The following is a 25,179-nucleotide window of genomic DNA, read 5'->3' as shown; positions in this document are numbered from 1 at the left end:
TGCATACGCGTTACGCACCCGTGCGCCACTTTTCGTTGGGGCAAGCCCCAACTATCGTTCGACTTGCATGTATTAGGCCTGCCGCTAGCGTTCATCCTGAGCCAGGATCAAACTCTCCATTGTAAAATGTGTTGTCCAAAACTGACCAGTTTTAACTATTGTTAAAAATAGTCCTCTTTTTTTGTATTAATGTTGTCTGTTAGACACCACCTCTAAAACCAGGCTACTAAAATCATGTACTTTGATCAGTACCCAATTAAACTCGCTCTCGCATACATTGACATCTCTTTTAAGAACTTGGTGACCAGTTAGCCTCTCGGCCGGTCTACATATCTTCGGTTTCCGTTCGTTCAAGTCCTGTTCGTCTCAAACACGTTTCATCCGTCTCAATCTTGTTTTGTTCATCTTCCCGACATCCGCCGTTCCGATCTTTTTCCGCTTCCTTTCGGTTGGGAGTGCAAAGGTAGAAAACTTTTCCGAACCTCCAAATAAAATAATAACTTATTTTTCTTCGCGATCCCCTTTTCATTTCTACCCTCTCAATATGGCCCTCTTACCGGCCAACCGTCTCCTCCGAAGCGGGATGCAAAAGTAGGAATAATCCATCAGGATCCAAATAGTAGAGGCGAAAATTTTATGCGATTAATGTAAGTCGCTCTGCGATAGGGAAAAAAAATCAGGCGGGGAGGGAAACCTTTTCCCCATCGAGGTGTTTGGGCCATGGGCGCAGGCCCTTCCCACTGATTTAAGGGGACACTCCTTTCTTTTACAGGGATCTTCTTGGTCCTGCGCCCAGGCATGGTTCCCTGCAGCGGCCGTGCCACCTAGACCCGACCCCAATGGAAAACCCGCAAGCCCCGATCCTTCATCGGGCCGGGGATTTGGAATGGAGGGCGGGACTATCCTTATATATATAGGTGGAACCTGATCTCTTGATAAATGATGATATATACTATAAGTGTGGCTTCATCATTTTGAACAATAATTGATACTTTTACGGCTACATTGAAATTTAGATGAAGCTCAAATTATATTTGGTACTGGTTTTTATTGGTTTTGCTGACCTGGGCTATGCTCAAAGCTATAAAAATGAATTGGTTGTTATTTCGGAGAATGATGCTTATATCGATATAACAAGTGATCATTACTACACGAACGGTTTTTTTATCAAATATAGGCATGCCATGGATGGCCAAAAACTGAAGTCTGGGCTTGCCAAACAAATCATCGGTTTTGAGGTTGGACAAAAAATATACAACGCCTATTACAGCTTTGCCCCCAACCCTGCAACGCATGATAGACCATTTTCTGCATACTTATATGGCGAGGCTAATTTGAGCAGATACTATGCAAATAAGCAAATGATTAAGGTTTCAGCTCAAGTTGGGGTTTCTGGCAAGGATGCATTGGGTGAGAAATTCCAAAAGGCCTTTCACCGTTTGGTTGGTCAAAATAAGATTGATGGTTGGGAATATGCGTTAAACAGTGAACCCACACTGAATTTAGGAATAGACTACAATAGGCTTTTGGCCGCAACAGATAATGGAATTTTCGATATCACAGGAACTGCATCTGCCGCTGTTGGCAATGTAATTACCAAGGCAGGCATTGGAAGTACTTTAAGGTTTGGTAGATTTAATGGAATGGACAATTCTGCCGCTTTTAATAGCTTGGTAAGCAACAATAATGCAAATAATGCCAAACGTAAATACGAACTTTTTCTTTCTATTAGTCCACAATTGCATCTAGTTGCCTTTGATTCGAGTTTGCAAGGCGGACTATTTGTTAAGGATAAAGGACCGATTACTTTTAAGCCAAAACCGGCAGTTTTTACTACACAAGTTGGTTTAGCATTTGCGATTGCCAGATGGACGGCCAATTATACCGCTACATTTACCACCAATGAGGTTAAAGATAATGCGGCGGGATACCGTTTTGCCTACTACAGTCTTGCTTATCGTTTCAGTAAAAGTTAATATGAAGAAACACTCACTTACCATAATTTTATTTTTTATTGGCTTATTGATTTCAAAGGCTCAAATAGCGCCAGAAAATAGGTCTATTATTTTTAAGCCCATTTTTGGAACACATGTAAATAGCAACCAAGGGCATTTATTTCAAGATCAAATTACAGGTTTTGACGCTGCTTTTCTTAAGGATATCAGTCAAAATAGCGATAAATGGATTGGTTTTAGTGGTGCCAAGGCTTATGGAATTGGTTTCATTTTTAGGGATTTTAGCAAATTGAAAGGGAATAATGATACATCAGCCCATTCCTTTGGTCAGCTTTATGGCTTTGTGGCGCAGATGGATTTTGAGTTATTTAAAGTTGGAAAGGCTAAATTTAACTTCACTCCAGGGGTTGGATTAAGTTTGACCAATAAATATTTTTCTAAAAACCCGAAGAATAGGTTTTTGGGAAGCACTGTTAATGAAGCGATAAAAGCAGATTTAGGCATGGAGCTTCCAATAAGTGATCATACTGATTTATTAATTGGATTTGGTTTTCTACATATATCTAACGGTGGGCTTACCGTTCCAAATGGCGGGCTTAATACTGGAAATGTTTACATAGGGTTGAAATTAAACAATCAAAAACCAGTAACTGCTGAGCAAAAAAGCAATTATACTCCCTTGCAACGCAATTCGATTGAAGTTAGTGCTGGTCTTGGTGCAAGAGGTGTTCCAGAACAAAATGATAAGCACCTATTTAAAAGCGGTTTTTATGCTGGTTATAATTTTTACATCAACGATGTTGTGCTTTTAAAGGCTGGAGCGGATGCTGTTTATTACTATACGGTTTACGATCCACAAAATTATGCGGGCACCTATCAAAACTATGGATCATCATACGATAGGTGGCGAACGGGCGTAAGTGTGGGTGCAGATGTAAACCTATGGCGCATTACTGTTGGTGCGCAGGTTGGAAAATACATCCATTATAACAGGGTAAAAGAGGATGCAACTTGGTACTGGACGTTTGGACCAACCTTTAACATTACCCCTCAATTAGGTGTGCAAGCCAAAACCTACATGCACTTTGCCCAAGCAGATTACGTAAATTGGGGATTAGTTTATCGTTTTTAATATTGATGTGTACTTAATAAAACTAAAGTACAGGCTCTTACTGGCTCAATATTATGCTGATCTAGTAATTTTTCAAGCTCATAATTTTCTGTCCCAGGATTAAAGATGACTCTTTTTGGCCTTGTATCGAGAATATAATCGTGATATTGAGGCTGTAATGCTGGTCCAATATATAGTGTAACTGTATCTATATCATTATGGATTTCCCCGGGTTTTTCTATTTCTACACCAGCAACTTCGCCTTTTTTAATGCCTACATTAACAATATCATGGTTAAAGCGCTTTAACATGTGAGCCGCCTTATATGAATATCTTGATGGATCTGGAGATGCGCCTATTATTAATGTCTTTTTCATCTGTATTTAATTGTTTTTTTAAAGGTGATTAAGCGATCATGATTTTTTTCACAAGTTCCTGTTGTGTTTTGGTGTTCAAGAACTCGCAGGCTCGGGTTATTCATACCCTTGTATGATTTGAAAAATCATGATGGTTTCATGTTTTCTAATTTATCAAACGGTGGGTGATTTTAAGGATTATAAAGTTTAATGAATTTTTAAAACTTGGAGAGTATTGCGATTTGCCCTGAATGATATGCATGATGTTGCGCCAAGCCACTTAAAAGTTCCACATTGGTTACACCTGTTCCCAATGCTGGATTTCTATCTCCATTTACCTCATCATCCCATTGACTATCCTTAAGCAATTCGCAATTACGAATCAGCTCTTCGTTAGCAACTTTAAAATCAAAAATGATTTTTTCCCATGCTTGAGGTGTTTTATTTTCTGGGGATGGCCAATCGCCTCTTTCTGGCTCCATAGCAGGCTTACCTAATAATCTTGATGTAACTTCTTCCGTCCATGAGGTTAAATGCAGGGCAATCTCTGCTATAGAATGGGCATTTGGAATAAAATGTTTAAACGCATTTTGAGGATTTACATTATTTAAAGTCTGCATTACATGATTTCCATGCCATGCATCGCCATTAAAGGCTTTTTTAATTTCATTGGTGATGTTAAACATAAATAAATAACAACCAAAGGATTATAAAGTTTTTAAGATGAATTTAGGATTGCATTGGCACAATTAATTCCATCGATTGCTGCAGATACGATTCCGCCAGCATAACCCGCCCCTTCGGCACACGGATAGAGCCCTTTTATTTGTGGGTGCTGAAATGTTTCCTTATCTCGAGGGATACGAACAGGAGACGAAGTTCTGCTTTCTACCCCTACTAAAATAGCATCGTTAGTGTAATAACCTCTAATTTTCTTTCCGAATAGCGGTAAGGCAGCTCTTAAACTCTCGGAAACAAATTCTGGCAAAATATTATCGAGCATTACACTTTTTGTTCCAGGCAGATAAGAATTTTTTGGCAGATCGATAGATAATTTATTGTTCACAAAATCTACCATTCGCTGTGCGGGTGCTACGAGATTACCTCCACCAGCTACAAAAGCTAATTTCTCAACTTCTGATTGAAAATTTAACATTCTAAGAGGATCATAGCCAAGCACATCATTCAAGGTTACCTGAACAACGGTTCCAGAATTTGCAAAAGGGTTATTTCGCTTAGATGGAGACCAACCATTTACCACAATTTCATTTTCACCTGTAGCACAGGGCGCTATAATTCCACCAGGGCACATGCAAAATGAAAATACTCCACGTGCACCAACCTGCTCTACCAAACTATAATAAGCTGGCGGTAAAAATTCAGAGCGTGTATCGCAATGATATTGTGCGGCATCGATAATTTCCTGAGGGTGTTCTATACGTACGCCTAAAGCAAACGGCTTAGCTTCAATTAAAATGTTTTTCCTGTTCAACAATTCATACACATCTCTTGCAGAGTGACCTGTTGCGAGGATAATATGATCAGCAAAAAGTTTCTCTTCAAAATTTATTTCAATACCTTTTACTTTTCCGAACTCGGTGATGATATCGGTCATCTGTGTATCGAACATCACCTCCCCTCCAGCATTTAAGATGGTATCTTTTATGGAGGTAATAATATGAGGCAGTTTGTTTGTACCAATATGTGGTCTGGCATCTATCAAAATATCCTTTTCGGCTCCATGATCTACAAAAACCTGAAGCACTTTATTAATGTCTCCTCGTTTGTTAGATCGGGTATATAATTTCCCATCAGAATAGGTTCCTGCCCCACCCTCTCCGTAACAATAATTTGATTCGGTATTTACAACACCTTGTTTATTAATGGCCGCAAGATCACGCCGACGTTGCTTAACATCTTTACCACGTTCAATGATGATTGGTTTTAGTCCGTTCTCAATGCATTGCAAAGCAGCGAATAATCCGGCAGGGCCAGCTCCAATAATTAATACCGATTTTGCATTACTGACATTTTGATAGTTGACAATCTGAATCTCAAGATTTGGTTCTTCATCAATAAAAACTTTTATTTGCAGTCGGAAAATGACTTTTCTGGAGCGGGCATCTATCGACCGTTTTAGAATTTCATAGCCCTTTATTTCCTTTTCAGGGATATTCAAGCTTTCGGCCAACTTGGTTTTAATGAGCTCAGCTTGCTCAACCTCATGCGGGAGCAGCGTTATTTCGATATCTTTTTGCATACAACTTGTCAGGTTTTTATCCCGAATTGTAACAAAGGTACAGAATTTGTAATCTTATTAGTAAATTGAGCCTAATTCAATTAGAAATAATAAGACAAAAACCATAAAAATGAAAAGATTAGTATTTGGAATTTTAGCTGCTGTAATTGCAGTTAGCACCTTAAGTTCATGCGGATACAATAGCATGGTTAAACTTGATGAGAACGTAAAATCGAAATGGGGAACGGTTCAAACCCAATACCAACGAAGAGCAGATTTAATTCCGAACTTGGTTAGCACGGTAAAAGGAGCTGCTAAATTTGAACAAGGAACTTTAACTGCTGTTGTTGAGGCACGTGCAAAAGCAACTCAAATGACGGTTAACGCAGATGATTTAACGCCAGAGAATATTCAAAAATATCAAGCGGCACAAGGTCAGTTGAGCCAAGCCTTAGGTAAGTTGTTATCCATTACAGAAGCTTATCCAGAATTAAGAGCAACCCAACAATTTAGCGATTTATCGGCCCAATTGGAAAGTACTGAAAATAGGATTACCGTTGCACGTAAAGATTTTAATGATGCCGTACAGGAATACAACGCTAAGATTAGATCGTTCCCAACCAATTTAACAGCTGGAATGTTCGGCTTTAAACCTAAGGGTTATTTTGAGGCAGATGCCACAGCCAAAAATGCTCCGAAAGTAGAATTTTAATATTTTAAGCACAACATTTAAGGGTAGTGTATGTTTATTTAGTTGAACATTCATTACCCTTTTTACTTCATTTAAAAATATAGAAATGTCATTATTTTCAGATATCGAACAAGATAAAATTGCCAAAGCTATTCAGAGTGCCGAAAATGCTACATCAGGAGAGATTAGAATTGCGATAGATAAGCTTTGCGAGGGCGACCCTTATGAAAAAGCTACAGAATATTTTGCCAAATTAGACATGGATAAAACCGCCCAAAGAAATGGCGTATTAATTTATTTGGCTCATGCAGATCATAAGTTTGCGATTATTGGGGATTTAGGAATTAACAGATTGGTACCCGAAAATTTTTGGGAAACCACCAAAGTAGCCATGACCGCACACTTTGCCAAAGGCGATTTGGCAGAAGGAATTATTGCGGGCGTAGCATTAGCTGGCGAAAAACTGGCGTTATTCTTCCCTCCACAAAAAGGCGATATTAACGAATTGCCAAACGATATTGTTTTTATGGATAATCAAGAAAATAAATAATAATGAGAAAATTATTCCTCTTATCACTCTTCAGCTTTGTTTTCTCTTTTGCATTCGCCCAAGATTTCCCAGAAAAGCCAACAACTTTAGTTAACGATTATTCGAATGTTTTATCGAGTGAACAAAAAGCAACATTGGAAAGAAAATTGGTTGCTTTCGATGATTCTTCATCAACACAAATCTCTATTGCCATATTGAAATCTGTTGGCGATTATGATATTAATGAATATGCCGTAGAGCTCGGACGAAAATGGGGTGTTGGGCAAAGTGGCAAAAACAACGGGATTATGATCGTTGTTGCAGTGGGCGACAGAAAAATCTCTATCCAAACAGGCTACGGTTTAGAGGGTGCTCTTCCTGATGTTTATGCAAAGAGAATTATTGAAGACGATATCAAACCCAATTTCAAGGCTGGCGATTATTACGCTGGTCTAGATGCTGGAACAACGTCCATTATCAAATACACGAAAGGCGAATATAAAAATGATAAGCCTCGAGTTTCTTCATCTAGCAAAGGCGGGGTCGGAAGCATAGCTGTAATTATTATCATCGTTGTCATCATTATCATCATCATGAGAAAAGGTGGTGGCGGAGGTAGCCAAATCATTGGTGGCCGTGGCGCATCAAATGCGTTATTCTGGGCAATGTTATTTGGAAGCGGCGGCGGTCGTGGCGGAAACAGTGGCTGGGGAGGCGGCGGTTCTTCTGGCGGTGGTGGTGGATTTGGCGGTTTTGGCGGAGGAAGCTTCGGTGGCGGCGGCTCTAGCGGGAGCTGGTAACTGAGTTGGGAGATTGGGGTTGGGAGTCCATAGTCCATAGTCCATAGTCCATAGTCCATAGTCCATAGTCCATAGTCCATAGTCCATAGTCCATAGTCCATAGTCCATAGATTGGAAAGATTCTCATTTTTAATGTTACCACCTTGTTCCAAAATATCAGCATAAAAATTAAGATAACATGTATAGAAGAGATTTGATTACTGCCGAAATACAAAGGCTTGCTCAGGTTTTATCCAAGATTATGGGGTTAAAACTAGATGGTAATTTTAAGGAAGCTCAAATTCTTTTTGATGAGACTTTAGAAAATGGCTTTAATCTTCCAAGCGAAATTTTAGTAGATCAAGATATCTCTGTTTTTAAAAATTGGCTCCATGCAAGTGATCTTCCGCCAGAAAAACTAGATACCTTGAGTGAATTTCTTTACTACGAGTTGGGAGTGAGCGCAGAAAGAAATCAAATTATTGCGCCTAAACTGAATCTAGTTTATCAATATCTTTCAGATCAACACAAGATTGTCCATTTGGTTAACTTGCATCGCCAGAAAACGATACAGCAATACTTAAGTTAACAGCCTACTACTTTTAGTTAAGCGATTAAAAAGAATTATTATATGATTGTAGAAAAGTGGCAGAAACTTGCCTCTAAATATTTAGTGCGAGAAAAATGGGCTACATTACGCGTAGATGAGGTAAAACTTCCTAACGGAACAGTAAAGGATGATTACTTTGTTTTAGAATATCCCAATTGGGCTACTGCGATTGCCTTAACCGAAGAGGGGAAAATTATAATGGTCCGCCAGTACCGTCATGCTGCCGATATCGTATCATTGGAAGTTCCCGGTGGCGTTATTGATGGCGACGAGGGTCCTGAAGCTGGCGTTAAAAGAGAATTACTGGAGGAAACTGGTTATACTTTCAAAACATGTAAGCTTATAGCCGAGTTATATCCAAATCCAGCAACGGCAAACAATAGAACATTTACCTACCTTTTAACCGGTGGCATTAAAACTCATGAACAACATTTAGATGAACATGAAATCTTGAATGTTGAGCAATATACGATTGCCGAGGTAAGGCTATTATTAAAGGAAAACAAGATTGCGCAATGCATTCACGTTGCGGCATTGTATTATGGTTTAGCAGAACTTGAGCAGATGTAAGTTATTATTTATGCCCTAAATTGATAATAGTTAAAAGATTTTATTTTACCGAACATGAGTTAAGGTTTTGGCGGTTTCTAGAAAATTAGCAGGCGGTTGCATTTGGCAGCTTCCAGTCCCGCTCACACTTCTGCCAACAATGAAGAATTGTTGGGCATCCCGCTTCGATCGGGTTTAGCTACAAAGGTCTAGTACGTTTGGCTAAGCTGAATAGTTCCGATTAATAGATTATCGTAAATTAATTATTAGGGCGTTTTCCATCCCGAAATTTCGGTTTATCGAACCTATATTAATAGCTAAGTTAGCTAAACGAAAAAAGTCCTGATTTGATCAGGACTTTTTTTTATGCTTTGAAGTTTTGTATGAGCTATTAGTTTTTTTTAAAAAATCTAATCCTCGTAATCTTAAACCTCAAATTAGCTCATTTTTAATTTCTTTTGAATATCGTGAACGTAAGCCTTAAATTTCTTATCGGTATCGATTAAATCCTCAACCGTTTGGCAAGCGTAAATTACCGTACTATGATCGCGACCGCCAAAGAAAGCACCAATTGTTTTCAATGATGATTTTGTATGGCTTTTTGAAAGGTACATCGAAATTTGACGAGCCTGAACGATTTCGCGTTTACGAGTTTGTGATTTAACCATATCAACAGGAACCTCAAAGTACTCACAAACCAATTTCTGGATATATTCCATTGAAATTTCTTTTGAGGTATTCTTGATGAAATTCTTCAACATCTGTTTAGCCAGATTTAAATCGATTTCTTTTTTGTTCAAAGTTGCTTGGGCCAATAAAGACACCATAGCTCCCTCTAACTCACGAACGTTATTATCAATATTGTGTGCTACATATTCTACAACTTCACCCGGCAATTCGATACCATCTGCGTACATTTTCTTTCTTAGGATAGCAATACGCGTCTCCAAATCAGGAATCTGTAAGTCTGCTGAAAGCCCCCATTTAAAACGACTTAATAAACGTTCTTCTAAACCAGCTAAATCTTTCGGAGCCTTATCTGATGTTAAGATTACCTGTTTACCAGATTGGTGTAAGTGGTTAAAGATGTGGAAGAAAATATCCTGTGTTTTTTCCTTGCCAGCAAAGTTGTGTACATCATCCATAATGATGACATCCATCGCTTGGTAGAAGTTAACGAAATCGTTAATGGTGTTGTTCTTTAATGAATCTACAAACTGTTGGCAAAATTTTTCGCAGCTTACATAAATCACCAATTTATCTGGCATGCTCCGCTTAATCTCATTACCAATTGCTTGCGCCAAATGGGTTTTACCTAAACCTACTCCACCGTAAATCATCAATGGGTTGAAAGATGTACCACCTGGTTTTGCCGCTACAGCATAACCTGCAGAACGAGCTAAACGGTTGCAATCTCCTTCAATATAATTTTCGAAAGTATAGTTAGAATTTAATTGGGGATCAACATTTAATTTCTTTAATCCTGGGATGATAAATGGATTTCTGATATCCTTATTTATCGAAACAGGAATGGGCATTGATTGCATTTTAGCTTCTGCTCCATTTCCGTTAGAGGGCATATTGGTAGTATAAGGGCTACCACTGTTTGATGATTTATCAACAACGATATTATATTCCAACCGGCCATCCTCACCAAGTTGTTTTTTTACAGTCTTGCGCAGCAAGCCTACATAATGTTCTTCAAGCCATTCGTAAAAGAACAAACTTGGCACCTGTATGGTTAAAACCTTACCTTCCAACTTAAGGGCTGTTATTGGCTCGAACCAGGTTTTAAAACTTTGGTTCGGGATGTTATCCTTAATAATTTGAAGACAGTTCTTCCACACTTCTGTACAAGTTTTTTCCATTGCGATTTTCTATAATTTATTGGTTTTCAGTGCCGATACGAAATAAAGGGATGGTCCGTTTCGGGACTACGAATATTGACAAAATTATCAACATTTTAAACAAAAATTTCAAATAAATTGTAACGTACTGATAAGGAATAAGGTAGCCTACTTAACCTCAATTTTTTATGTTGATAACTATTTATTAACACTGGTTATCCACATTTACAATTAATTAACATCATTTATTAAAGCCATTTCGAATCGATGAAGTAAAAGCAATTTCCAAGCCACTAAAAGATAAGATTGGTTGTTTGGTATTGTTCTTCTGTGTAAAAAACTCAAATTACTGATAATCAAATAAATTGCTTTAGTGTTGGTGATCAAGAATCTGCCTAACAAAATAGCCTACTTAAAAACGGGGTATTATTTCCCCTTTTATTTGGGGTATTAAACACCTATAGGAATGTTTAATTTAAAAAATGTAAATCATGTGCTTTGATTTATTTATAATCCTGGCCACCTAAACCTGATGGCAATGGCAGCCCCGATTTTTTTCTAATCGGGCTACAACGAATAGCAGGGCTAATTGAACTGAGAAGCACAGGTTTTGCTTTACTGATCATTAAAAATGTTTAATTTCTTTCGTTTTTTGTGTTAAAGCCGCTAATATTCCCCAAAAACATTACGAAGTGTATCTGCGATTTCGCCAAGGGTTGCATATTTTTCTACCGCATCGATAATTAATGGCATTAAATTGATATCCTCTTTTGCAGCATTTTTCAAAATAGCTAGTGCTTTCGCAACCGAATCATTATTTCTTTCGGCCTTTAGGCTACTCAGTTTCTCTGTTTGCAATTTGCGGATAGAATCATCGATATTAAAACCTTCTATTAAATCTTCTTCCTTTTGGGCAAACTTATTTACCCCGACTGAGATCCGATCGCCAGATTCAATTTCCTTTTGATATTGATAGGAAGCGCTTGCAATTTCATTCTGCATGTATCCGCTTTCGATGGCATTTACCGATCCGCCCATGGCGTCAATCTTATCTATATAAGCCCAAGCCGCAGCTTCTACCTCGTCGGTTAAATTTTCTACAAAGAAAGAGCCTGCTAAAGGATCTACCGTATCGGTTACGCCACTTTCAAAACCTATAATCTGTTGGGTACGCAGAGCGATTTTCGCCGCAGACTCTGTTGGAAGGGAAAGTGCTTCATCATATCCGTTGGTGTGCAAGGATTGCGTTCCGCCTAAAACAGCTGCCATAGCCTGATTGGTTACCCGAATAACGTTATTAAGTGGCTGTTGCGCTGTTAATGTAGAACCTCCTGTTTGCGTATGGAAACGCAGCATTTGTGCCTTTGGATCGGTTGCGCCTAATTCCTTGGTTATTTTTGCCCACATCCGCCTTGCAGCCCTAAACTTGGCAATTTCCTCGAAAAAATTATTGTGGCAATTGAAGAAGAATGATAATCTTTTTGCGAAAACATTGATATCCAATTCTTTATCAAGCGCTGCCTTGAGATAAGTTTTTCCATTAGCCAACGTAAAAGCCAATTCTTGAACAGCATTAGAGCCCGCCTCCCGAATGTGATAACCTGAAATAGATATGGTATTCCATTTTGGAACCTCCTTACTGCAAAACTCGAAAATATCGGTAATCAATCGCATAGATTGCTTTGGAGGATAAATATAGGTTCCTCTTGCTGCGTATTCTTTGAGGATATCGTTTTGTATGGTTCCAGAAATTTGCTGGAGATCTGCTCCCTGTTTCTTCGCCAAGGCAATGTACATCGCCAATAGAATAGCGGCAGTTGCATTGATCGTCATGGAAGTGGTGATGTTTTTCAACTCTATTCCATTAAACAGGATTTCGATATCCTTTAACGAATCGATGGCCACGCCAACCTTGCCCACTTCCCCATCGGCCATTTCATGATCGGAATCGTAACCAATTTGGGTTGGCAAATCGAAAGCAACTGATAAACCAGTTGTTCCTTGCGCCAATAAATAGTGATATCTTTTATTGGATTCTTCTGCTGTTGAAAAACCAGCATATTGCCTCATTGTCCATAAACGACCGCGGTACATGTCTTTTTGAATACCCCGAGTAAACGGAAATTCTCCCGCCGTTTCCTCCATCGGTTTTGCCGAGGTATAGATTTCCTTTATCTCAATGCCCGAGGTGGTGGTATGCTTCATGGTTTATTTGGTTAGTTGCTTAAATTGTTTAACTGAGCGACATCAAATTACAAGTTCGGCACTTAACCGATTAAAACAGCTGTTGAATATCTTTTTTAATCAGTTCGATGGTTAAATCGTAAGGGTTTTCATTAATGCTAGCCATGTGTTGCAGAATGGCTTTACTCAATTCGATTCCATTCGCATCTGCCGGCAAACCTTGTACCGCATTATTGATCATCGCAATGGTATCGTCCTTTAGCTTTCGAACTACATTCCAGGTGATGCTACCAATATACAGTTGTTGGGTAATGTTATGCTGATACTCTGAACGAACCTCATTAAGGATTCCTGCCTGCAAAGTTGCAATACCAATACCCTGCTGATGCAGGCGCACAAGCAGATTTGCAGGATTGATTCGATCGGTAAAAATGATCAATCGTTCATGTGCCTGTAACCGTAAAGGTAAAATATGTGCCCTACTTTCCTTATTAATCTCTATTGTTTTTAAATTGAAGAATTGTTGAATATCGTTCTTCAATATATAATAAACAGCCATTAAGGCGGCGAAAATGCCGATAAATAAAATTACGATGTCGGTTAAAACTTGTTGAATATTCATGCTATTGTTTAAGTACGGTAATATTAACAAACCGTTAAAAGCAAAAATGTGCATTATTATTTATATTTGTAACAGATAAAATTTAAATAACATGAGCACAACAGTTGATACATCATTTGCACCAGTTACTTTTTCAGAAGGCGCAGCAAAGGAGTTATATAAATTAAAAGATCAGCAGGAGATTGGTGAGGATTACGGATTACGTGTAGGCGTAGAAGGTGGCGGTTGCGCTGGCATGAATTATATTTTAGGTTTCGATCAAAGAAAAGATGGAGATCAGGAATATTTCATCGAGGGCATTAAGGTTTTCATGAATAAAGCACATCAAATGTATCTTATGGGTATGATGATTGATTGGCAAGATGGATTAAACTCCCGTGGTTTTACCTTTGTAAATCCAAATGCTACCAGCACATGTGGCTGTGGTACGAGTTTCTCGGCATAAATAAAATATTATTGTAACATATAGTCTAGTCCCCTTGTCTAAACATCGGGACTTTTTTTATTTTTACACCTAGGGGTTTGAGACAAAAGATACAGGCTTAGGTATTTATGCCCATCTTGATACTCGATACTGAATACTCGATACTATAATAAATGAATTACAGAGAAAACATCAGACTGGCATTAGAATCTATAAAAGGCAATCGCTTGCGTACCATGCTTACTGCCTTAATTATTGCCATTGGTTTAATGGCCTTAGTTGGCATTTTAACCACGCTAGATGCTGTAAAGAAAAGTATGACTGATGCATTTAGTAGCATGGGTGCAAATTCATTTACGATTAGGAATAGAGGTACGGGAATTAGAATTGGCAATGGAAAAAGACCAAAACCTTTTAAATCTATCCGATATGAAGATGCAATTAAGTTTAAGGACAGTTTAAATGCGCCAGCTACGGTTGCAATAAGTGTTTTCGCCAGTGGGGGTTCTACAGTAAAATATGGCAGTTTAAAAACCAATCCAAATATTAACGTTCAAGGTATTGATGAAAATGGCTTAGCCTCTCAAGGTTTAAATTTATCGGAGGGAAGAAACTTCGGTGCTTCGGAAGTAGCCATGGGAAGCAATGTTTGTATTGTTGGTAATGAGGTTGTTGATCGTCTTTTTAAGGATTCAGATCCGATGGATAAACTAATCAACGTTGGCAACAATCGTTTCAAAATTGTTGGTATACTGGAGAAAAAAGGATCGAGTATGGGCTTTAGTGGAGATAGAGCTGTTTATGTTCCATTATTAAAAGCAAAGCAGATCAATTCAAATGCTAATCCATCTTACACCATTACGGTAATGGTTCCTGATAATAGCGACCAAGATAATGTGATTGGTGAATCGACCTCTTTATTTAGAAATATTAGAAAAGTTAGAATTGGGGAAACCAACACTTTCGAGATTACAAAAAGTGATGCTATTGCGCAAACACTTTTTGAGAATTTAGCATTCGTTGCTGTGGGAGGTGTCGCGATTGGGATTATTACACTTATTGGTGCATCTATCGGATTAATGAATATCATGTTGGTATCGGTAACCGAAAGAACCAGAGAAATTGGAATTCGTAAAGCCATTGGTGCCAACCCAAAAGTTATTCGTCGTCAGTTTCTTATCGAAGCAGTAGTAATCTGTTTAATGGGTGGAGCGCTGGGCATTTTCTTAGGCATCGTTTTAGGAAACATCATATCCCTAGCTATGGGCGGATCATTTTTAATCCCTTGGACTTTTATTCTCGGCGGCTTCGTACTCTGCGTTGGCGTTGGTATTCTTTCCGGATATTATCCTGCTAAAAAAGCATCGAAATTAGATCCTGTTGAGGCATTGAGGTATGAGTAATCCCCCTAACCCCCGGAGGGGGGAACTAATAGCATGATGGAAATGCATGGATTATTTCGCTTTAAGAATTCAATATACAAGAGAGAGAGTCAAAACCTAGCTCTGGGAATTCAATATTCAAGCGAGAATCAAAGCCCAGCCCCTAAAGGGAGACACTAAAGGCATGATGGAAACGCATGGCTTATTTGGCTTTAAAACTCTTTATAAACGTTAGAAATTCAAAGCCCCCTTTTAGGAGGTTGGGGATTAAAGCAGCGCATTATTTAGCTGATGTTGGCTTAGCAACCGTTGCATCAATGGTGTGGTTAAGCTATTTTCTAGTGCTGCAGCATGTTTTAGGTGGTGCATATCGCTGCCGATGAAATCTACCAAGTGATTCTCGACCATTTCTTCTGCCACTTTTTTAGCTCCAGAACCATAATAACCAGTCAGGGCAATAGAATTCATTTGGAGCAAACAACCTGTTTCCCTTATTTGGTGATAGCTTTCAAATGAATTATAGAAATAAGGATACCGTTCTGGATGGGCAAGTACCGGTTTATAACCTGCATCTTGAATAACCTTAATGAAATCGAATAAATTTTGCGGGGTATTGATGTAAGAAAGTTCGAATAATAGGTAGTTATTTCCGAAAGTTAGCACTTCTTTTTGCCTTACCTTTTTTTCTAAGGTTTCATCTAGATAGTATTCAGCAGCTGCATCAACCTCCAAATCCAACTGTATATCTTGCAAACCTTTTCGTAAAATATCCAACCCACGATTAATGGTGTCTGGCGTATTCCTGAAATAATCGGCCATAATATGAGGTGTAGCAATTAGTTTTTTAAAGCCCAGCGCCTTAAATTTTTTAGCTAATAAAATTGCATCGTTTAAGGTTTGTGCGCCATCATCAATCCCTGGAATAATATGCGAGTGCATATCAGTTCCAATATTGGAGAAATTAAATTCGGGTACTATTTTCTTCTTCTTAAATAAACCGAACATAAGGGCAAATCATAAATTAACTTATTTCTTTGGGCAAATTACTGGCCTCAGCAGCTGCTGCTAATTTAGATGAATAGATTTTATCGAGCAAATTATTTAGGCTTTCACTCAAATCGAACTGCAAATCTTCGTGAAGTTTTCTGAATTTATTAATCGTTACTTCAATCGTTTTAACGTAATAAGCCGTAAAAAGAAAGCCATAATCACGATAACCAAGAACAGATCGCTTATATTCCAAAGGAATAATATTGAGGATAAACAATTTAAGCTCCACCTCTCCTAACGGATCTTTCGTAACCTTATAAAAATGGTTAACCGATGTGATCATTTTGCGCACCCTAACCAAAGCTTCTTTCGCATTAAGCTTTTTCAATTCTGGCAACTGATCGGTCACATCGGCCTTTATAGTTTCTTTTCTGTCTTCAAGATCAAGCTCATTTTCCAATAATTTATAATGAAGATGTTCTGTAAGCACTTTATCTTTCGCAATCAGACGCAACAGCAACTTGTCTTTTTCTTTGACAGGTAATTCTGTTATGGCCGATTTTAAATCTTTATGCTCAGCTAACTTCATTTAAAAAGGATTTGCCTTGATATATTTTTCCCATTCCCAAGCCGATCGCATCATTTCGTTTATGTCAAGCGCAGCTTTCCAACCTAATTCCTTATTGGATTTCTGTACGTCGCCATAAATTTGAACAATGTCTCCAGCTCTTCTTGGACCGATATTGTAATGTAACTTTTCTCCGTTTACTTTTTCGAAAGCAGAAATGATTTCTAAAACCGAAGAGCCTCTACCTGTTCCAATATTGAAAACCTCGTAGTTGCTTTCTGTTTTACCCTCTTCTAATCTTTTAATTGCAGCAACGTGTGCTTTTGCCAAATCTACTACGTGAATATAATCGCGAATTGCGGAACCATCTGGTGTATCATAATCACTACCATAAACCGTTATTGGTCCACGTTTACCTATTGCAGATTGCGTGATAAAAGGAACTAAATTTGCAGGAACACCGTTTGGAAGCTCGCCGATTAAGGCTGTTTCATGTGCACCAACTGGGTTAAAATAACGTAAGGCAATTACATTTAAGGCTGGTGTTACTGCAGCAGTTTCTGCCAAGATCTCTTCGGCGATTTGCTTTGTATTTCCGTAAGGCGATTCTGCTTTTTTTACTGGTGCCGCTTCTGTAACTGGCAAGCTATCTGGCTGACCATACACCGTACAAGATGAAGAGAACACAAAATCGATCTCTCTATTAAACGAGGTTAAAAGGTTTATCAATCCGTAAAAATTGTTTTTGTAGTACTTCAATGGCTTTTCGACCGATTCACCAACAGCTTTTGAAGCTGCGAAATGAATGATTCCAGTAACATCGCTATTGTTTTCTGCAAACTCTTGAACAGCCCTATCATCCTGAAGATCGATCTCCATGAAATCGAACCATTTTCCAGTGATGGTATGTAGCTGGGTCAAAATTTTAATATTGGAGTTAGAGAGATTATCTACGATGACAACCTCGTAACCAGCGTTGTGTAATTCTACTACGGTGTGGGAACCTATGTACCCTGTTCCACCTGTAACTAATATTTTCGACATCTTAACGGTTAAATGTGGTAAAATCTTTATGTTCAATTTTCTCCAAAGCCTCTGGAGGCAATGATTTAAAATATTCGTAAGTAATTTTCAATCCTTCTGCACGGCCAACCCTTGGCTCCCATCCTAAAATAGATTGGGCTTTTGTAATGTCTGGTCTGCGTTGTTTTGGATCATCCTGTGGAAGTTCCTTGTAAACTATTTTCTGTGATGTTCCGGTAAGTTTAATAATTTCCTCGCAGAATTGCTTGATGGTAATTTCATCAGGATTACCAATGTTTACTGGCTGAGCATAATCGCTCATCAGCAAACGATAAATTCCTTCGATCAAATCATCAACATAACAAAATGAGCGTGTTTGGCTACCATCACCAAAAACAGTAAGGTCTTCTCCCCTTAATGCCTGACCAATAAATGCTGGCAGAACACGTCCATCATTTAGTCGCATTCTAGGTCCGTAGGTATTAAAAATTCTTACAATCCTGGTTTCAACTCCATGAAAAGTATGATAGGCCATTGTAATTGCCTCCTGAAAACGCTTAGCTTCATCATAAACTCCTCTTGGTCCTACCGGATTTACATTTCCCCAATATTCTTCGGGCTGAGGATTTACGCTCGGATCTCCATAAACTTCTGATGTGGAAGCAATGAGCATTCTGGCATTTTTATTTCTGGCTAAACCTAAAAGATTGTGCGTTCCTAAGGAGCCAACTTTTAATGTTTGTATTGGAATTTTAAGGTAGTCAATCGGGCTGGCTGGAGAGGCAAAATGTAAGATATAATCGAGCTTGCCCGGAATATGAACGAACTTGGAAACATCGTGATTGTAAAACTCGAAGTTTTCTAACTTGAAAAGATGCTCGATATTGGCCAAATCGCCAGTGATTAGGTTATCCATGCCGATAACATGATAATCTTCCTTAACAAAGCGATCGCATAAATGCGAGCCTAAAAAGCCAGCTGCCCCAGTAATTAATATTCTTTTTCGAACCCCTAAATCCCCTAAAGGGGACTTTTTCTTTCTTTCGTTCATGATAGATTTGATATTAAATTTTGCTCTTCCGACTTGCTTTTAGTTCCCCCTTCAGGGGGCTAGGGGGTTAATAATTTTCTGCCGATACTGTTGTAGTAATAACCCAGATCGATCATTTTTTGCAGATCGTATAAGTTACGCCCATCAAAAATTACCTTATTTTTCAGGATATTATCAATTTTTTCAAAATCAGGATTACGAAAAACCGACCATTCTGTAGCAATTAAAAGCGCATCTGCATTCTGTAAAGCTTCATACTGGTTTTTAGCGTAAAAAACTTTTTCGCCAATAATACTTTTTACGTTTTCCATCGCTTCTGGATCGAAAACCGTAACAGTAGCACCGTTTTTAATTAGCGCATCGATAATGTATAAAGCTGGTGCTTCGCGGATATCATCAGTTTCTGGCTTAAAGGCCAAGCCCCAAAGTGCAAAATGTTTTCCGTTGATATCGTTTTTATAATATTTTAAAACCTTATCTACCAAAATGGTTTTTTGTCGCTCATTAACTTCCATTACCGATTTTAAGATCTGGAAATCGTAAGCATAGTCATCAGAAGATTTAACCAATGCTTGCACATCTTTAGGAAAACAAGAACCACCGTAACCAACACCTGGAAAAAGGAAACGCTTACCAATTCGCTCATCAGAACCAATACCTTTTCTTACCGCATCAACATCGGCACCTACAAGTTCGCAAAGGTTTGCAACTTCATTCATAAAAGTAATCTTTGTGGCTAAAAAAGAATTTGCCGCATATTTTGTTAGTTCAGAAGAACGTTCATCCATAAAAAGAATTGGGTTTCCTTGTCGAACGTATGGACCATAGAGTTCTGCCATTAATTTTTTAGCCTTTTCGCTTTTTGTTCCCAATACTACACGATCTGGTTTCATGAAATCATCAACGGCAACACCTTCGCGTAAAAACTCCGGATTGGAAACCACATCAACCTCAATTGAAGTGTTTTCAGCAAAAACAGCTTTCACCTTATCAGCAGTTCCAACGGGAACAGTAGATTTATTAACAATTACCTTGTATTCGGTTATCAGTTTGGAGATATCTTTGGCTGCACCTAAAATGTAAGAAAGATCGGCGGCACCATCTCCACCTGGAGGCGTAGGTAAAGCCATGAAAATAATCTGGGCGTCTTTTACTGCATCGGCAAGAATAGTGGTAAAAGTTAATCTCCCTTGTTTTATATTTCTGTGGAACAAAAGGTCAAGACCAGGTTCGTAAATTGGAACTTCCCCATCCTGCATTTTCTTAACCTTAGCTTCGTTAATGTCAACACATATTACATCATTCCCTGTTTCGGCAAGGCAGGTTCCAGTAACCAAGCCTACGTATCCAGTACCTATAACGGCTATTTTCATTTATTTATGTTTTATTTTCAGCTTAAATGATGGGGTGAAATTTTTAGATTTTCATTTTCACTATTGGCAAAATCTCACCCGTTTCATAGATAATTAAGCTTTTTAAAAATTTTCGTTTTATCTTGCCACGAAGATATGAAATTACACGAATGCTTTTGCTTTATACATTAGGAATTAAGGGTTACAATTTAATAATTTGGATTTTTTCTTTGTTCAATACAAAGGCAAAGTTGTTTATTAATGGGCGCAAAAAAATCTTCGATCAAATTGCCGAGAAGATTAATCCCAACGATAAACATGTTTGGTTCCATTTCGCATCTTTAGGCGAATTTGAGCAAGGCAGGCCCGTGTTGGAAAAGCTAAAATCACTTTATCCACAAAGGAAAATTGTAGTCACTTTCTTCTCGCCTTCGGGATATGAGATTAGAAAAAATTACGCTTTGGCGGATGTATTTTATCTCCCTATTGATACACCAAGTAATGCAAAGCGATTTGTAAAAGCCATTAATCCAGAGATGGCAATATTTACAAAATATGAATTTTGGCATTTCTATTTTAAGGAACTTGCCGATCAAAATATCCCGCTATATGTTATTTCTGGAATTTTTAGACCAAGTCAGGCTTTTTTTAAATGGTACGGTGGCTTTTACCGCAACATCTTAAAATCAGTAACCTATTTCTTTGTTCAAAATGAGGAAAGCAAAAATCTTTTAGTTTCTATTGGATTAAACAATGTGATCATAAATGGCGATACCCGCTTTGATCGGGTTTATGAGAATGCTCAATTACCTAAAAAATTAGAAACAATAGAAAGATTTATTGGAGATTCTCCATCCCTAATTTGTGGTAGTACATGGCCAGAAGATGAAAAACTGTTATCGGTTCTACCTGCAAAATATCCAGATTGGAAATTCATTATTGCCCCGCATGAAATTCATGAAAGTCATATTGAAAGTATAGAGAAACAATTTTCAGCTGGCACTTTACGGTTTTCCGTTTTTGATGCAGAAACCATAAACCAAAACTCAAATATCTTAATCATCGACAACATTGGAATGCTTTCCTCACTTTATCAGTACGGAAAACTGGCTTACATTGGCGGTGGATTTGGAACTGGGATACACAACACATTAGAAGCCGCAGCATTTGGATTGCCAGTAATTTTTGGCCCCAAATATGACAAGTTTCAAGAGGCGAAAGACTTAATTGCAATTGGCGCTGCAAAAAGTATTTCCTCAACCACAGAATTAATAAATGCTTTTGATGAATTAATAGTTGATGAAAAAGCGGCAGTTGCGGCAAGAAATTATGTGGAAGATAAAAAAGGCGCAACCGATCAAATTATTGCAATGATTACGAAATCAAATTAGCCTTAACAATTCCCTCTACAATTTCCGAAATCTCTTGATCGATTGAAACGACAAAAACGTCTTTTTCATCTTTCTGTGGTTCTTCCAAAATATCAAATTGGCTTTGTAATAAACCACTTGGCATGTATTGGTGTGAGCGTTTAGAAATGCGATCAAAAATCAAATCGTAACTTCCCTTTAGGTAAATGAATTTTATTGATGGATTATCTGCTCTTAAAATATCTCGGTAAGCTTTTTTTAAGGCAGAACAGGCAATAATGCAGTTTGTACCTTGGCCAACATGTTCATGCCCAACTTTCGCGATAAGCTGTAACCAATCAAAACGATCCTCATCCGTTAATGGAATTCCGGCGGCCATTTTATCTACATTGTGTTGCGAATGTAAGTTATCTCCATCAATAAATTCTGCATTTAACTTAGGTGCCAAGGCTTTTCCTACAACGGTTTTACCACTTCCAGAAACACCCATTAAGATAATAAAACTCGCCATTTCAGAAGTTATTTAACCATTCCGGCAAGCGCCTCAATAAATATCGGACTATCATTTAAGCTTTCTACCAACTGCACTTTTTCACCGCCTAAAGCCCTAAACTCCTCATGGTATTCAACTGTAATTTCGTAAAGCGTTTCCAAGCAATCGGCTACAAAAGCTGGACTAAAAACCAACAAGCGTTTTTTACCATCTGCTGCGAGTTTCTTTAAAACATCGGTTGTATAAGGCTGAACCCAAGGTTCTTTTCCTAGTCTAGATTGAAAACAAACGGTATAATTTTCTCTCGAAATACTTAATTCCTTGGCAATTAATCTTGCCGTATCATGTCCTTGAGCGGAGTAGCAAAATTTATTGGTATCGTTTAATGTTTGGCAGCAATCGGCATTTTTTAAACAGTAATTCCCGGTATGATCACATTTTAAGAGCTGACGTTCTGGCAATCCATGGAAACTAAATAATATGTGATCGTAACTTGCAATATCATGTTTTCTGGCATTTTCTGCAAAAACCTTAATCATCAATTCATTATCATGGAAAGAATTTATAAAGGAAATTGGTGGTACGGTTTGCCATTTACTAACCAACTCCATTACCAATTGAATCACCGAGCCAGAGCTTGCCGATGCATATTGCGGGAACATCGGGATCACTTGAATGCTTTCTACCAATCCTGCTTTCAAATTATCGAGTGCAGCATTTACCGATGGACTTTGGTAACGCATGGCCAATTCAACATGGTAATCATCGCCTAATCTTTCTTGCAACATTTTTGCTTGCAGTTTGCTGTAGAAAAGCAACGGCGAGCCATTTTCACTCCATATCTCTCGATATAACTTGGCAGTTTTCGGGCTGCGAAAAGGAACAATAATTCCTTTCACCAATAACGTTCTGTTAAATTTAGGAATATCAATCACCCGTTCATCCATTAAAAATTGGTCGAGGTATTTTCTTACGTCGGCGGTAGCCGTACTATCGGGTGTTCCTAAATTAACAAGTAAAATTCCCTTTTTGCTCATGTAATCAAAAAATATGTTTTGTTGCGCAAATATCGCGTTTTTATTGATTTTTACCTATTGGTAATTTATGATTCCAAACAGGTTTTAGTCAAAAGAAAGTAGTATTAATCATAAAATTTAACTGAAAAGCAAAGACGGTAGCTTTTGTTTTACTGCGGTCCTGCCTTTCCTACAATCTTTTTGTGAAAGTGATTGTTTTCTGTTAAAGGATTACTTCAAAAAGGATTTTCGTACAGTCAGGTTTATGAACGCAGTTTATTACAATTACAGAAGTTTCTAAACCCGATTTAGCGGTAATACTTTTTTGAAGCAGTTACTATTCAGTTACTTATATGTCTTGCCAAAAAAGATTATAGCGAGAGCGGGATTGACTTAAATAAAAGCGTAGAACATTGCTTTCCAAAATCTCAGTATTTTAACTTTTCGTTTTGTACAATTGCCACCAAGGCATGCTTGGTTTTTGATGATGCTCTAAATGGTAACCAAAAAAATAGCAGGTAAAAAAAGCGACGAAATGATTTTTCTGGAGGGTTGAGGAATGGTATTCATTTTCATGCTCGCCTTTGTGCGGCAAATAGGTGCCAAAATAAAACAATTGAAAAGTGCTAATCAATGATGGCAAAACCCAAAAAAGCAACAGATTCCTTTCATCGACCCAAATTTTTAAAACGTTGAATGCTATTGCCATAATCACCAGCTGAATGATGGTAACGTAGTTCATCATGAAACTAAAATACCATTTCCAAAAGCCGTGAGGTGCAAAATCGGGATCCTCACTGGTATGAACTTGACTGTGGTGCTTATGGTGTTTCGTGTATAAACGGTTGTAAAAAAAACCTGCGTAAAGAAAAACGGAGATGTAGCCTAGTAAATTATTGATGCTTTTATTTGGTGAAATTGTGCCGTGCATCGCATCGTGTGCGGTAATAAACAAACCTGTATATAAATGCATCTGAACAAAAACCATCAAATACACTAGTGGGTTACTCCATTCAAAATTCCAATTCAACAGAAAATAAAGGGAAACAAACCAACATGCAATTACTGTTAATGCGACCAGAATTCCAGTAAATGAGTTAACAGTTTTCAAATTTTGTTTATAAATAGAATATGTCTATTAAACAGCAAGAATCGGAAAATGTTGCGTAAAAATAAGAAAAGGCTAATATTGCTCTAATGCAGATTTCACTTTTTCCATTAACCACATTGGTGTAGATGTAGCTCCACATATACCAACTTTATCATTTTCGGCAAACCAAGATTGGTCTAGCTCTTCCACATTTGAAATGAAGTAGGAGTTATCGTTATATTTTTTGCAAACATCGTAAAGCACTTTTCCGTTGGAAGATTTCTTTCCCGAAACGAAAATAATTCTATCGTAATTGACCACAAAGTTTTCTAGTTCTTCGTAGCGATTAGAAACCTGCCTGCAAATGGTATCGTTTGCTTTTACATCGTAACCACGACTCAATAACTCATCTTTAATGTGATAAAATTTATCGGTGCTTTTGGTCGTTTGGCTATACAAAGTAAATTTTGATGGCAACTCAATGTTATCCAATTCTGCTAAATCTTGAAATACAATGGCTTTCCCATCTGTTTGACCTTGTAAACCGATTACTTCTGCATGTCCGTGTTTACCAAAAATTAAAACTTGCTCATCATCATCATGAGAATTTTTAATCCTGTTCTGCAATTTCAGTACAACAGGGCAAGAGGCATCGATTAAGGTTAGGTTATTTTCTAAAGCAAGTTGATAAGTGGATGGTGCCTCACCATGTGCCCTAATTAACACTTTTTCGTCTCTCAGGTTTTTTAAAACATCGAGATCGATAATTTTTAAGCCGCGTTTGGTTAGGCGTTCTACTTCCTCATCATTATGAACAATATCGCCAAGGCAATACAAATAACCTTCGTTATCTAAAATATCCTCGGCCATTTCTATAGCGTAAACTACGCCAAAGCAAAAGCCTGATGATTTATCTATGTCGACTTGTAGATTGTAACCCATTGTATT

General features: G+C 37.9%; 25 protein-coding genes and 1 rRNA gene. 10 read left to right on the top strand and 16 right to left on the bottom strand.

The genetic code is table 11. The features are described 5' to 3' along the window. Positions 1 to 123: ribosomal RNA gene (locus EZ449_RS17100) — 16S ribosomal RNA — on the bottom strand; the annotation flags it as partial. Between the two features lie 893 nt (positions 124 to 1,016). On the opposite strand from EZ449_RS17100, the gene EZ449_RS17095 reads away from it, so the two are divergent. Both EZ449_RS17095 and EZ449_RS17090 read left to right on the top strand, forming a co-directional pair. Beyond that, positions 1,017 to 1,976 (top strand): lipid A deacylase LpxR family protein, encoded by a 960-nt coding sequence (locus EZ449_RS17095; protein ID WP_131561101.1) that lies wholly within the window; start codon positions 1,017 to 1,019, stop codon positions 1,974 to 1,976. A 1-nt stretch (position 1,977) separates the two neighbouring features. Further along, a complete protein-coding gene (locus EZ449_RS17090) occupies positions 1,978 to 3,087 on the top strand; it encodes an acyloxyacyl hydrolase (protein ID WP_165499798.1) in 1,110 nt (369 codons plus the stop codon). On the opposite strand, the gene EZ449_RS17085 is transcribed toward EZ449_RS17090, so the two are convergent. The 3 genes from EZ449_RS17085 to EZ449_RS17075 form a co-directional block, all read right to left on the bottom strand. Beyond that, entirely contained in the window at positions 3,084 to 3,443 is a 360-nt protein-coding gene (locus tag EZ449_RS17085; protein ID WP_131561097.1) for a CoA-binding protein, read from the bottom strand. The two genes, EZ449_RS17090 and EZ449_RS17085, sit on opposite strands and share 4 nt — an antisense overlap. Before the next feature lie 197 nt (positions 3,444 to 3,640). Continuing rightward, a complete protein-coding gene (locus EZ449_RS17080; RefSeq protein WP_131561095.1) occupies positions 3,641 to 4,108 on the bottom strand; it encodes a DinB family protein in 468 nt (155 codons plus the stop codon). 32 nt (positions 4,109 to 4,140) lie between these two features. Continuing rightward, on the bottom strand, positions 4,141 to 5,682 hold the full coding sequence (locus tag EZ449_RS17075; protein ID WP_131561093.1) for an NAD(P)/FAD-dependent oxidoreductase: 1,542 nt from the start codon (positions 5,680 to 5,682) through the stop codon (positions 4,141 to 4,143). 109 nt (positions 5,683 to 5,791) lie between these two features. On the opposite strand from EZ449_RS17075, the gene EZ449_RS17070 reads away from it, so the two are divergent. From EZ449_RS17070 to EZ449_RS17050, 5 genes are all read left to right on the top strand, one after another. After that, a complete protein-coding gene (locus EZ449_RS17070; RefSeq protein WP_131561091.1) occupies positions 5,792 to 6,373 on the top strand; it encodes a LemA family protein in 582 nt (193 codons plus the stop codon). A gap of 85 nt (positions 6,374 to 6,458) precedes the next feature. Continuing rightward, positions 6,459 to 6,902 (top strand): TPM domain-containing protein, encoded by a 444-nt coding sequence (locus EZ449_RS17065; protein WP_131561088.1) that lies wholly within the window; start codon positions 6,459 to 6,461, stop codon positions 6,900 to 6,902. A gap of 2 nt (positions 6,903 to 6,904) precedes the next feature. Beyond that, complete coding sequence (locus EZ449_RS17060; RefSeq protein ID WP_131561086.1) at positions 6,905 to 7,681, top strand: TPM domain-containing protein; 777 nt, start codon at positions 6,905 to 6,907, stop codon at positions 7,679 to 7,681. Positions 7,682 to 7,859: 178 nt separating this feature from the next. Then, on the top strand, positions 7,860 to 8,249 hold the full coding sequence (locus EZ449_RS17055) for a hypothetical protein (RefSeq protein ID WP_131561084.1): 390 nt from the start codon (positions 7,860 to 7,862) through the stop codon (positions 8,247 to 8,249). Positions 8,250 to 8,291: 42 nt separating this feature from the next. Continuing rightward, the gene (locus tag EZ449_RS17050; protein ID WP_131561082.1) at positions 8,292 to 8,840 is read left to right on the top strand and encodes an NUDIX hydrolase; all 549 of its coding nucleotides are present in this window, start codon (positions 8,292 to 8,294) and stop codon (positions 8,838 to 8,840) included. 416 nt (positions 8,841 to 9,256) lie between these two features. On the opposite strand, the gene dnaA is transcribed toward EZ449_RS17050, so the two are convergent. The 3 genes from dnaA to EZ449_RS17035 all read right to left on the bottom strand — a co-directional run bounded on the left by dnaA (position 9,257) and on the right by EZ449_RS17035 (position 13,472). Further along, the gene (gene dnaA / locus EZ449_RS17045) at positions 9,257 to 10,687 is read right to left on the bottom strand and encodes a chromosomal replication initiator protein DnaA (protein WP_131561080.1); all 1,431 of its coding nucleotides are present in this window, start codon (positions 10,685 to 10,687) and stop codon (positions 9,257 to 9,259) included. A 645-nt stretch (positions 10,688 to 11,332) separates the two neighbouring features. Continuing rightward, the gene (locus EZ449_RS17040; RefSeq protein WP_131561078.1) at positions 11,333 to 12,871 is read right to left on the bottom strand and encodes an acyl-CoA mutase large subunit family protein; all 1,539 of its coding nucleotides are present in this window, start codon (positions 12,869 to 12,871) and stop codon (positions 11,333 to 11,335) included. Between the two features lie 70 nt (positions 12,872 to 12,941). Beyond that, the gene (locus EZ449_RS17035; RefSeq protein ID WP_131561076.1) at positions 12,942 to 13,472 is read right to left on the bottom strand and encodes a DUF7935 family protein; all 531 of its coding nucleotides are present in this window, start codon (positions 13,470 to 13,472) and stop codon (positions 12,942 to 12,944) included. Between the two features lie 91 nt (positions 13,473 to 13,563). Here EZ449_RS17035 and EZ449_RS17030 point away from each other — a divergent pair, with 91 nt between their 5' ends. Both EZ449_RS17030 and EZ449_RS17025 read left to right on the top strand, forming a co-directional pair. Further along, positions 13,564 to 13,917 (top strand): HesB/IscA family protein, encoded by a 354-nt coding sequence (locus tag EZ449_RS17030; protein WP_131561074.1) that lies wholly within the window; start codon positions 13,564 to 13,566, stop codon positions 13,915 to 13,917. A 152-nt stretch (positions 13,918 to 14,069) separates the two neighbouring features. Continuing rightward, positions 14,070 to 15,299, top strand: a complete 1,230-nt coding sequence (locus tag EZ449_RS17025; protein ID WP_131561072.1) for an ABC transporter permease — start codon at positions 14,070 to 14,072, stop codon at positions 15,297 to 15,299. A gap of 246 nt (positions 15,300 to 15,545) precedes the next feature. Here EZ449_RS17025 and EZ449_RS17020 read toward each other — a convergent pair whose 3' ends face one another. From EZ449_RS17020 to EZ449_RS17000, 5 genes are read right to left on the bottom strand one after another with little or no spacing between them, the layout of a single operon-like run. Then, positions 15,546 to 16,283 (bottom strand): tyrosine-protein phosphatase, encoded by a 738-nt coding sequence (locus EZ449_RS17020; RefSeq protein ID WP_131561070.1) that lies wholly within the window; start codon positions 16,281 to 16,283, stop codon positions 15,546 to 15,548. 16 nt (positions 16,284 to 16,299) lie between these two features. Next, complete coding sequence (locus tag EZ449_RS17015) at positions 16,300 to 16,857, bottom strand: hypothetical protein (RefSeq protein ID WP_131561068.1); 558 nt, start codon at positions 16,855 to 16,857, stop codon at positions 16,300 to 16,302. Further along, positions 16,858 to 17,880, bottom strand: coding sequence for a UDP-glucose 4-epimerase GalE (galE, locus tag EZ449_RS17010; RefSeq protein ID WP_131561066.1), 1,023 nt, complete (start codon positions 17,878 to 17,880; stop codon positions 16,858 to 16,860). Position 17,881: 1 nt separating this feature from the next. Further along, the gene (locus EZ449_RS17005; protein ID WP_131561064.1) at positions 17,882 to 18,910 is read right to left on the bottom strand and encodes a UDP-glucuronic acid decarboxylase family protein; all 1,029 of its coding nucleotides are present in this window, start codon (positions 18,908 to 18,910) and stop codon (positions 17,882 to 17,884) included. 59 nt (positions 18,911 to 18,969) lie between these two features. Next, positions 18,970 to 20,283 (bottom strand): UDP-glucose dehydrogenase family protein, encoded by a 1,314-nt coding sequence (locus EZ449_RS17000; protein ID WP_131561062.1) that lies wholly within the window; start codon positions 20,281 to 20,283, stop codon positions 18,970 to 18,972. Between the two features lie 209 nt (positions 20,284 to 20,492). On the opposite strand from EZ449_RS17000, the gene EZ449_RS16995 reads away from it, so the two are divergent. Beyond that, complete coding sequence (locus tag EZ449_RS16995) at positions 20,493 to 21,653, top strand: 3-deoxy-D-manno-octulosonic acid transferase (RefSeq protein WP_317130439.1); 1,161 nt, start codon at positions 20,493 to 20,495, stop codon at positions 21,651 to 21,653. Here EZ449_RS16995 and EZ449_RS16990 read toward each other — a convergent pair. From EZ449_RS16990 to EZ449_RS16975, 4 genes are all read right to left on the bottom strand, one after another. After that, positions 21,637 to 22,143, bottom strand: coding sequence for a gluconokinase (locus EZ449_RS16990; RefSeq protein ID WP_131561060.1), 507 nt, complete (start codon positions 22,141 to 22,143; stop codon positions 21,637 to 21,639). The genes EZ449_RS16995 and EZ449_RS16990 overlap by 17 nt on opposite strands. A gap of 8 nt (positions 22,144 to 22,151) precedes the next feature. Next, complete coding sequence (gene hemH, locus EZ449_RS16985) at positions 22,152 to 23,162, bottom strand: ferrochelatase (protein ID WP_131561057.1); 1,011 nt, start codon at positions 23,160 to 23,162, stop codon at positions 22,152 to 22,154. Positions 23,163 to 23,577: 415 nt separating this feature from the next. Continuing rightward, complete coding sequence (locus EZ449_RS16980; protein ID WP_131561055.1) at positions 23,578 to 24,252, bottom strand: fatty acid desaturase; 675 nt, start codon at positions 24,250 to 24,252, stop codon at positions 23,578 to 23,580. A 72-nt stretch (positions 24,253 to 24,324) separates the two neighbouring features. Further along, entirely contained in the window at positions 24,325 to 25,173 is an 849-nt protein-coding gene (locus tag EZ449_RS16975) for a 4-hydroxy-3-methylbut-2-enyl diphosphate reductase (protein ID WP_131561053.1), read from the bottom strand. Positions 25,174 to 25,179 lie beyond the last annotated feature (6 nt).

Source organism: Pedobacter frigidisoli, from assembly GCF_004331675.1.
GTDB lineage: Bacteria > Bacteroidota > Bacteroidia > Sphingobacteriales > Sphingobacteriaceae > Pedobacter > Pedobacter frigidisoli.
This window is presented reverse-complemented; position numbering and strand designations above follow the sequence as displayed.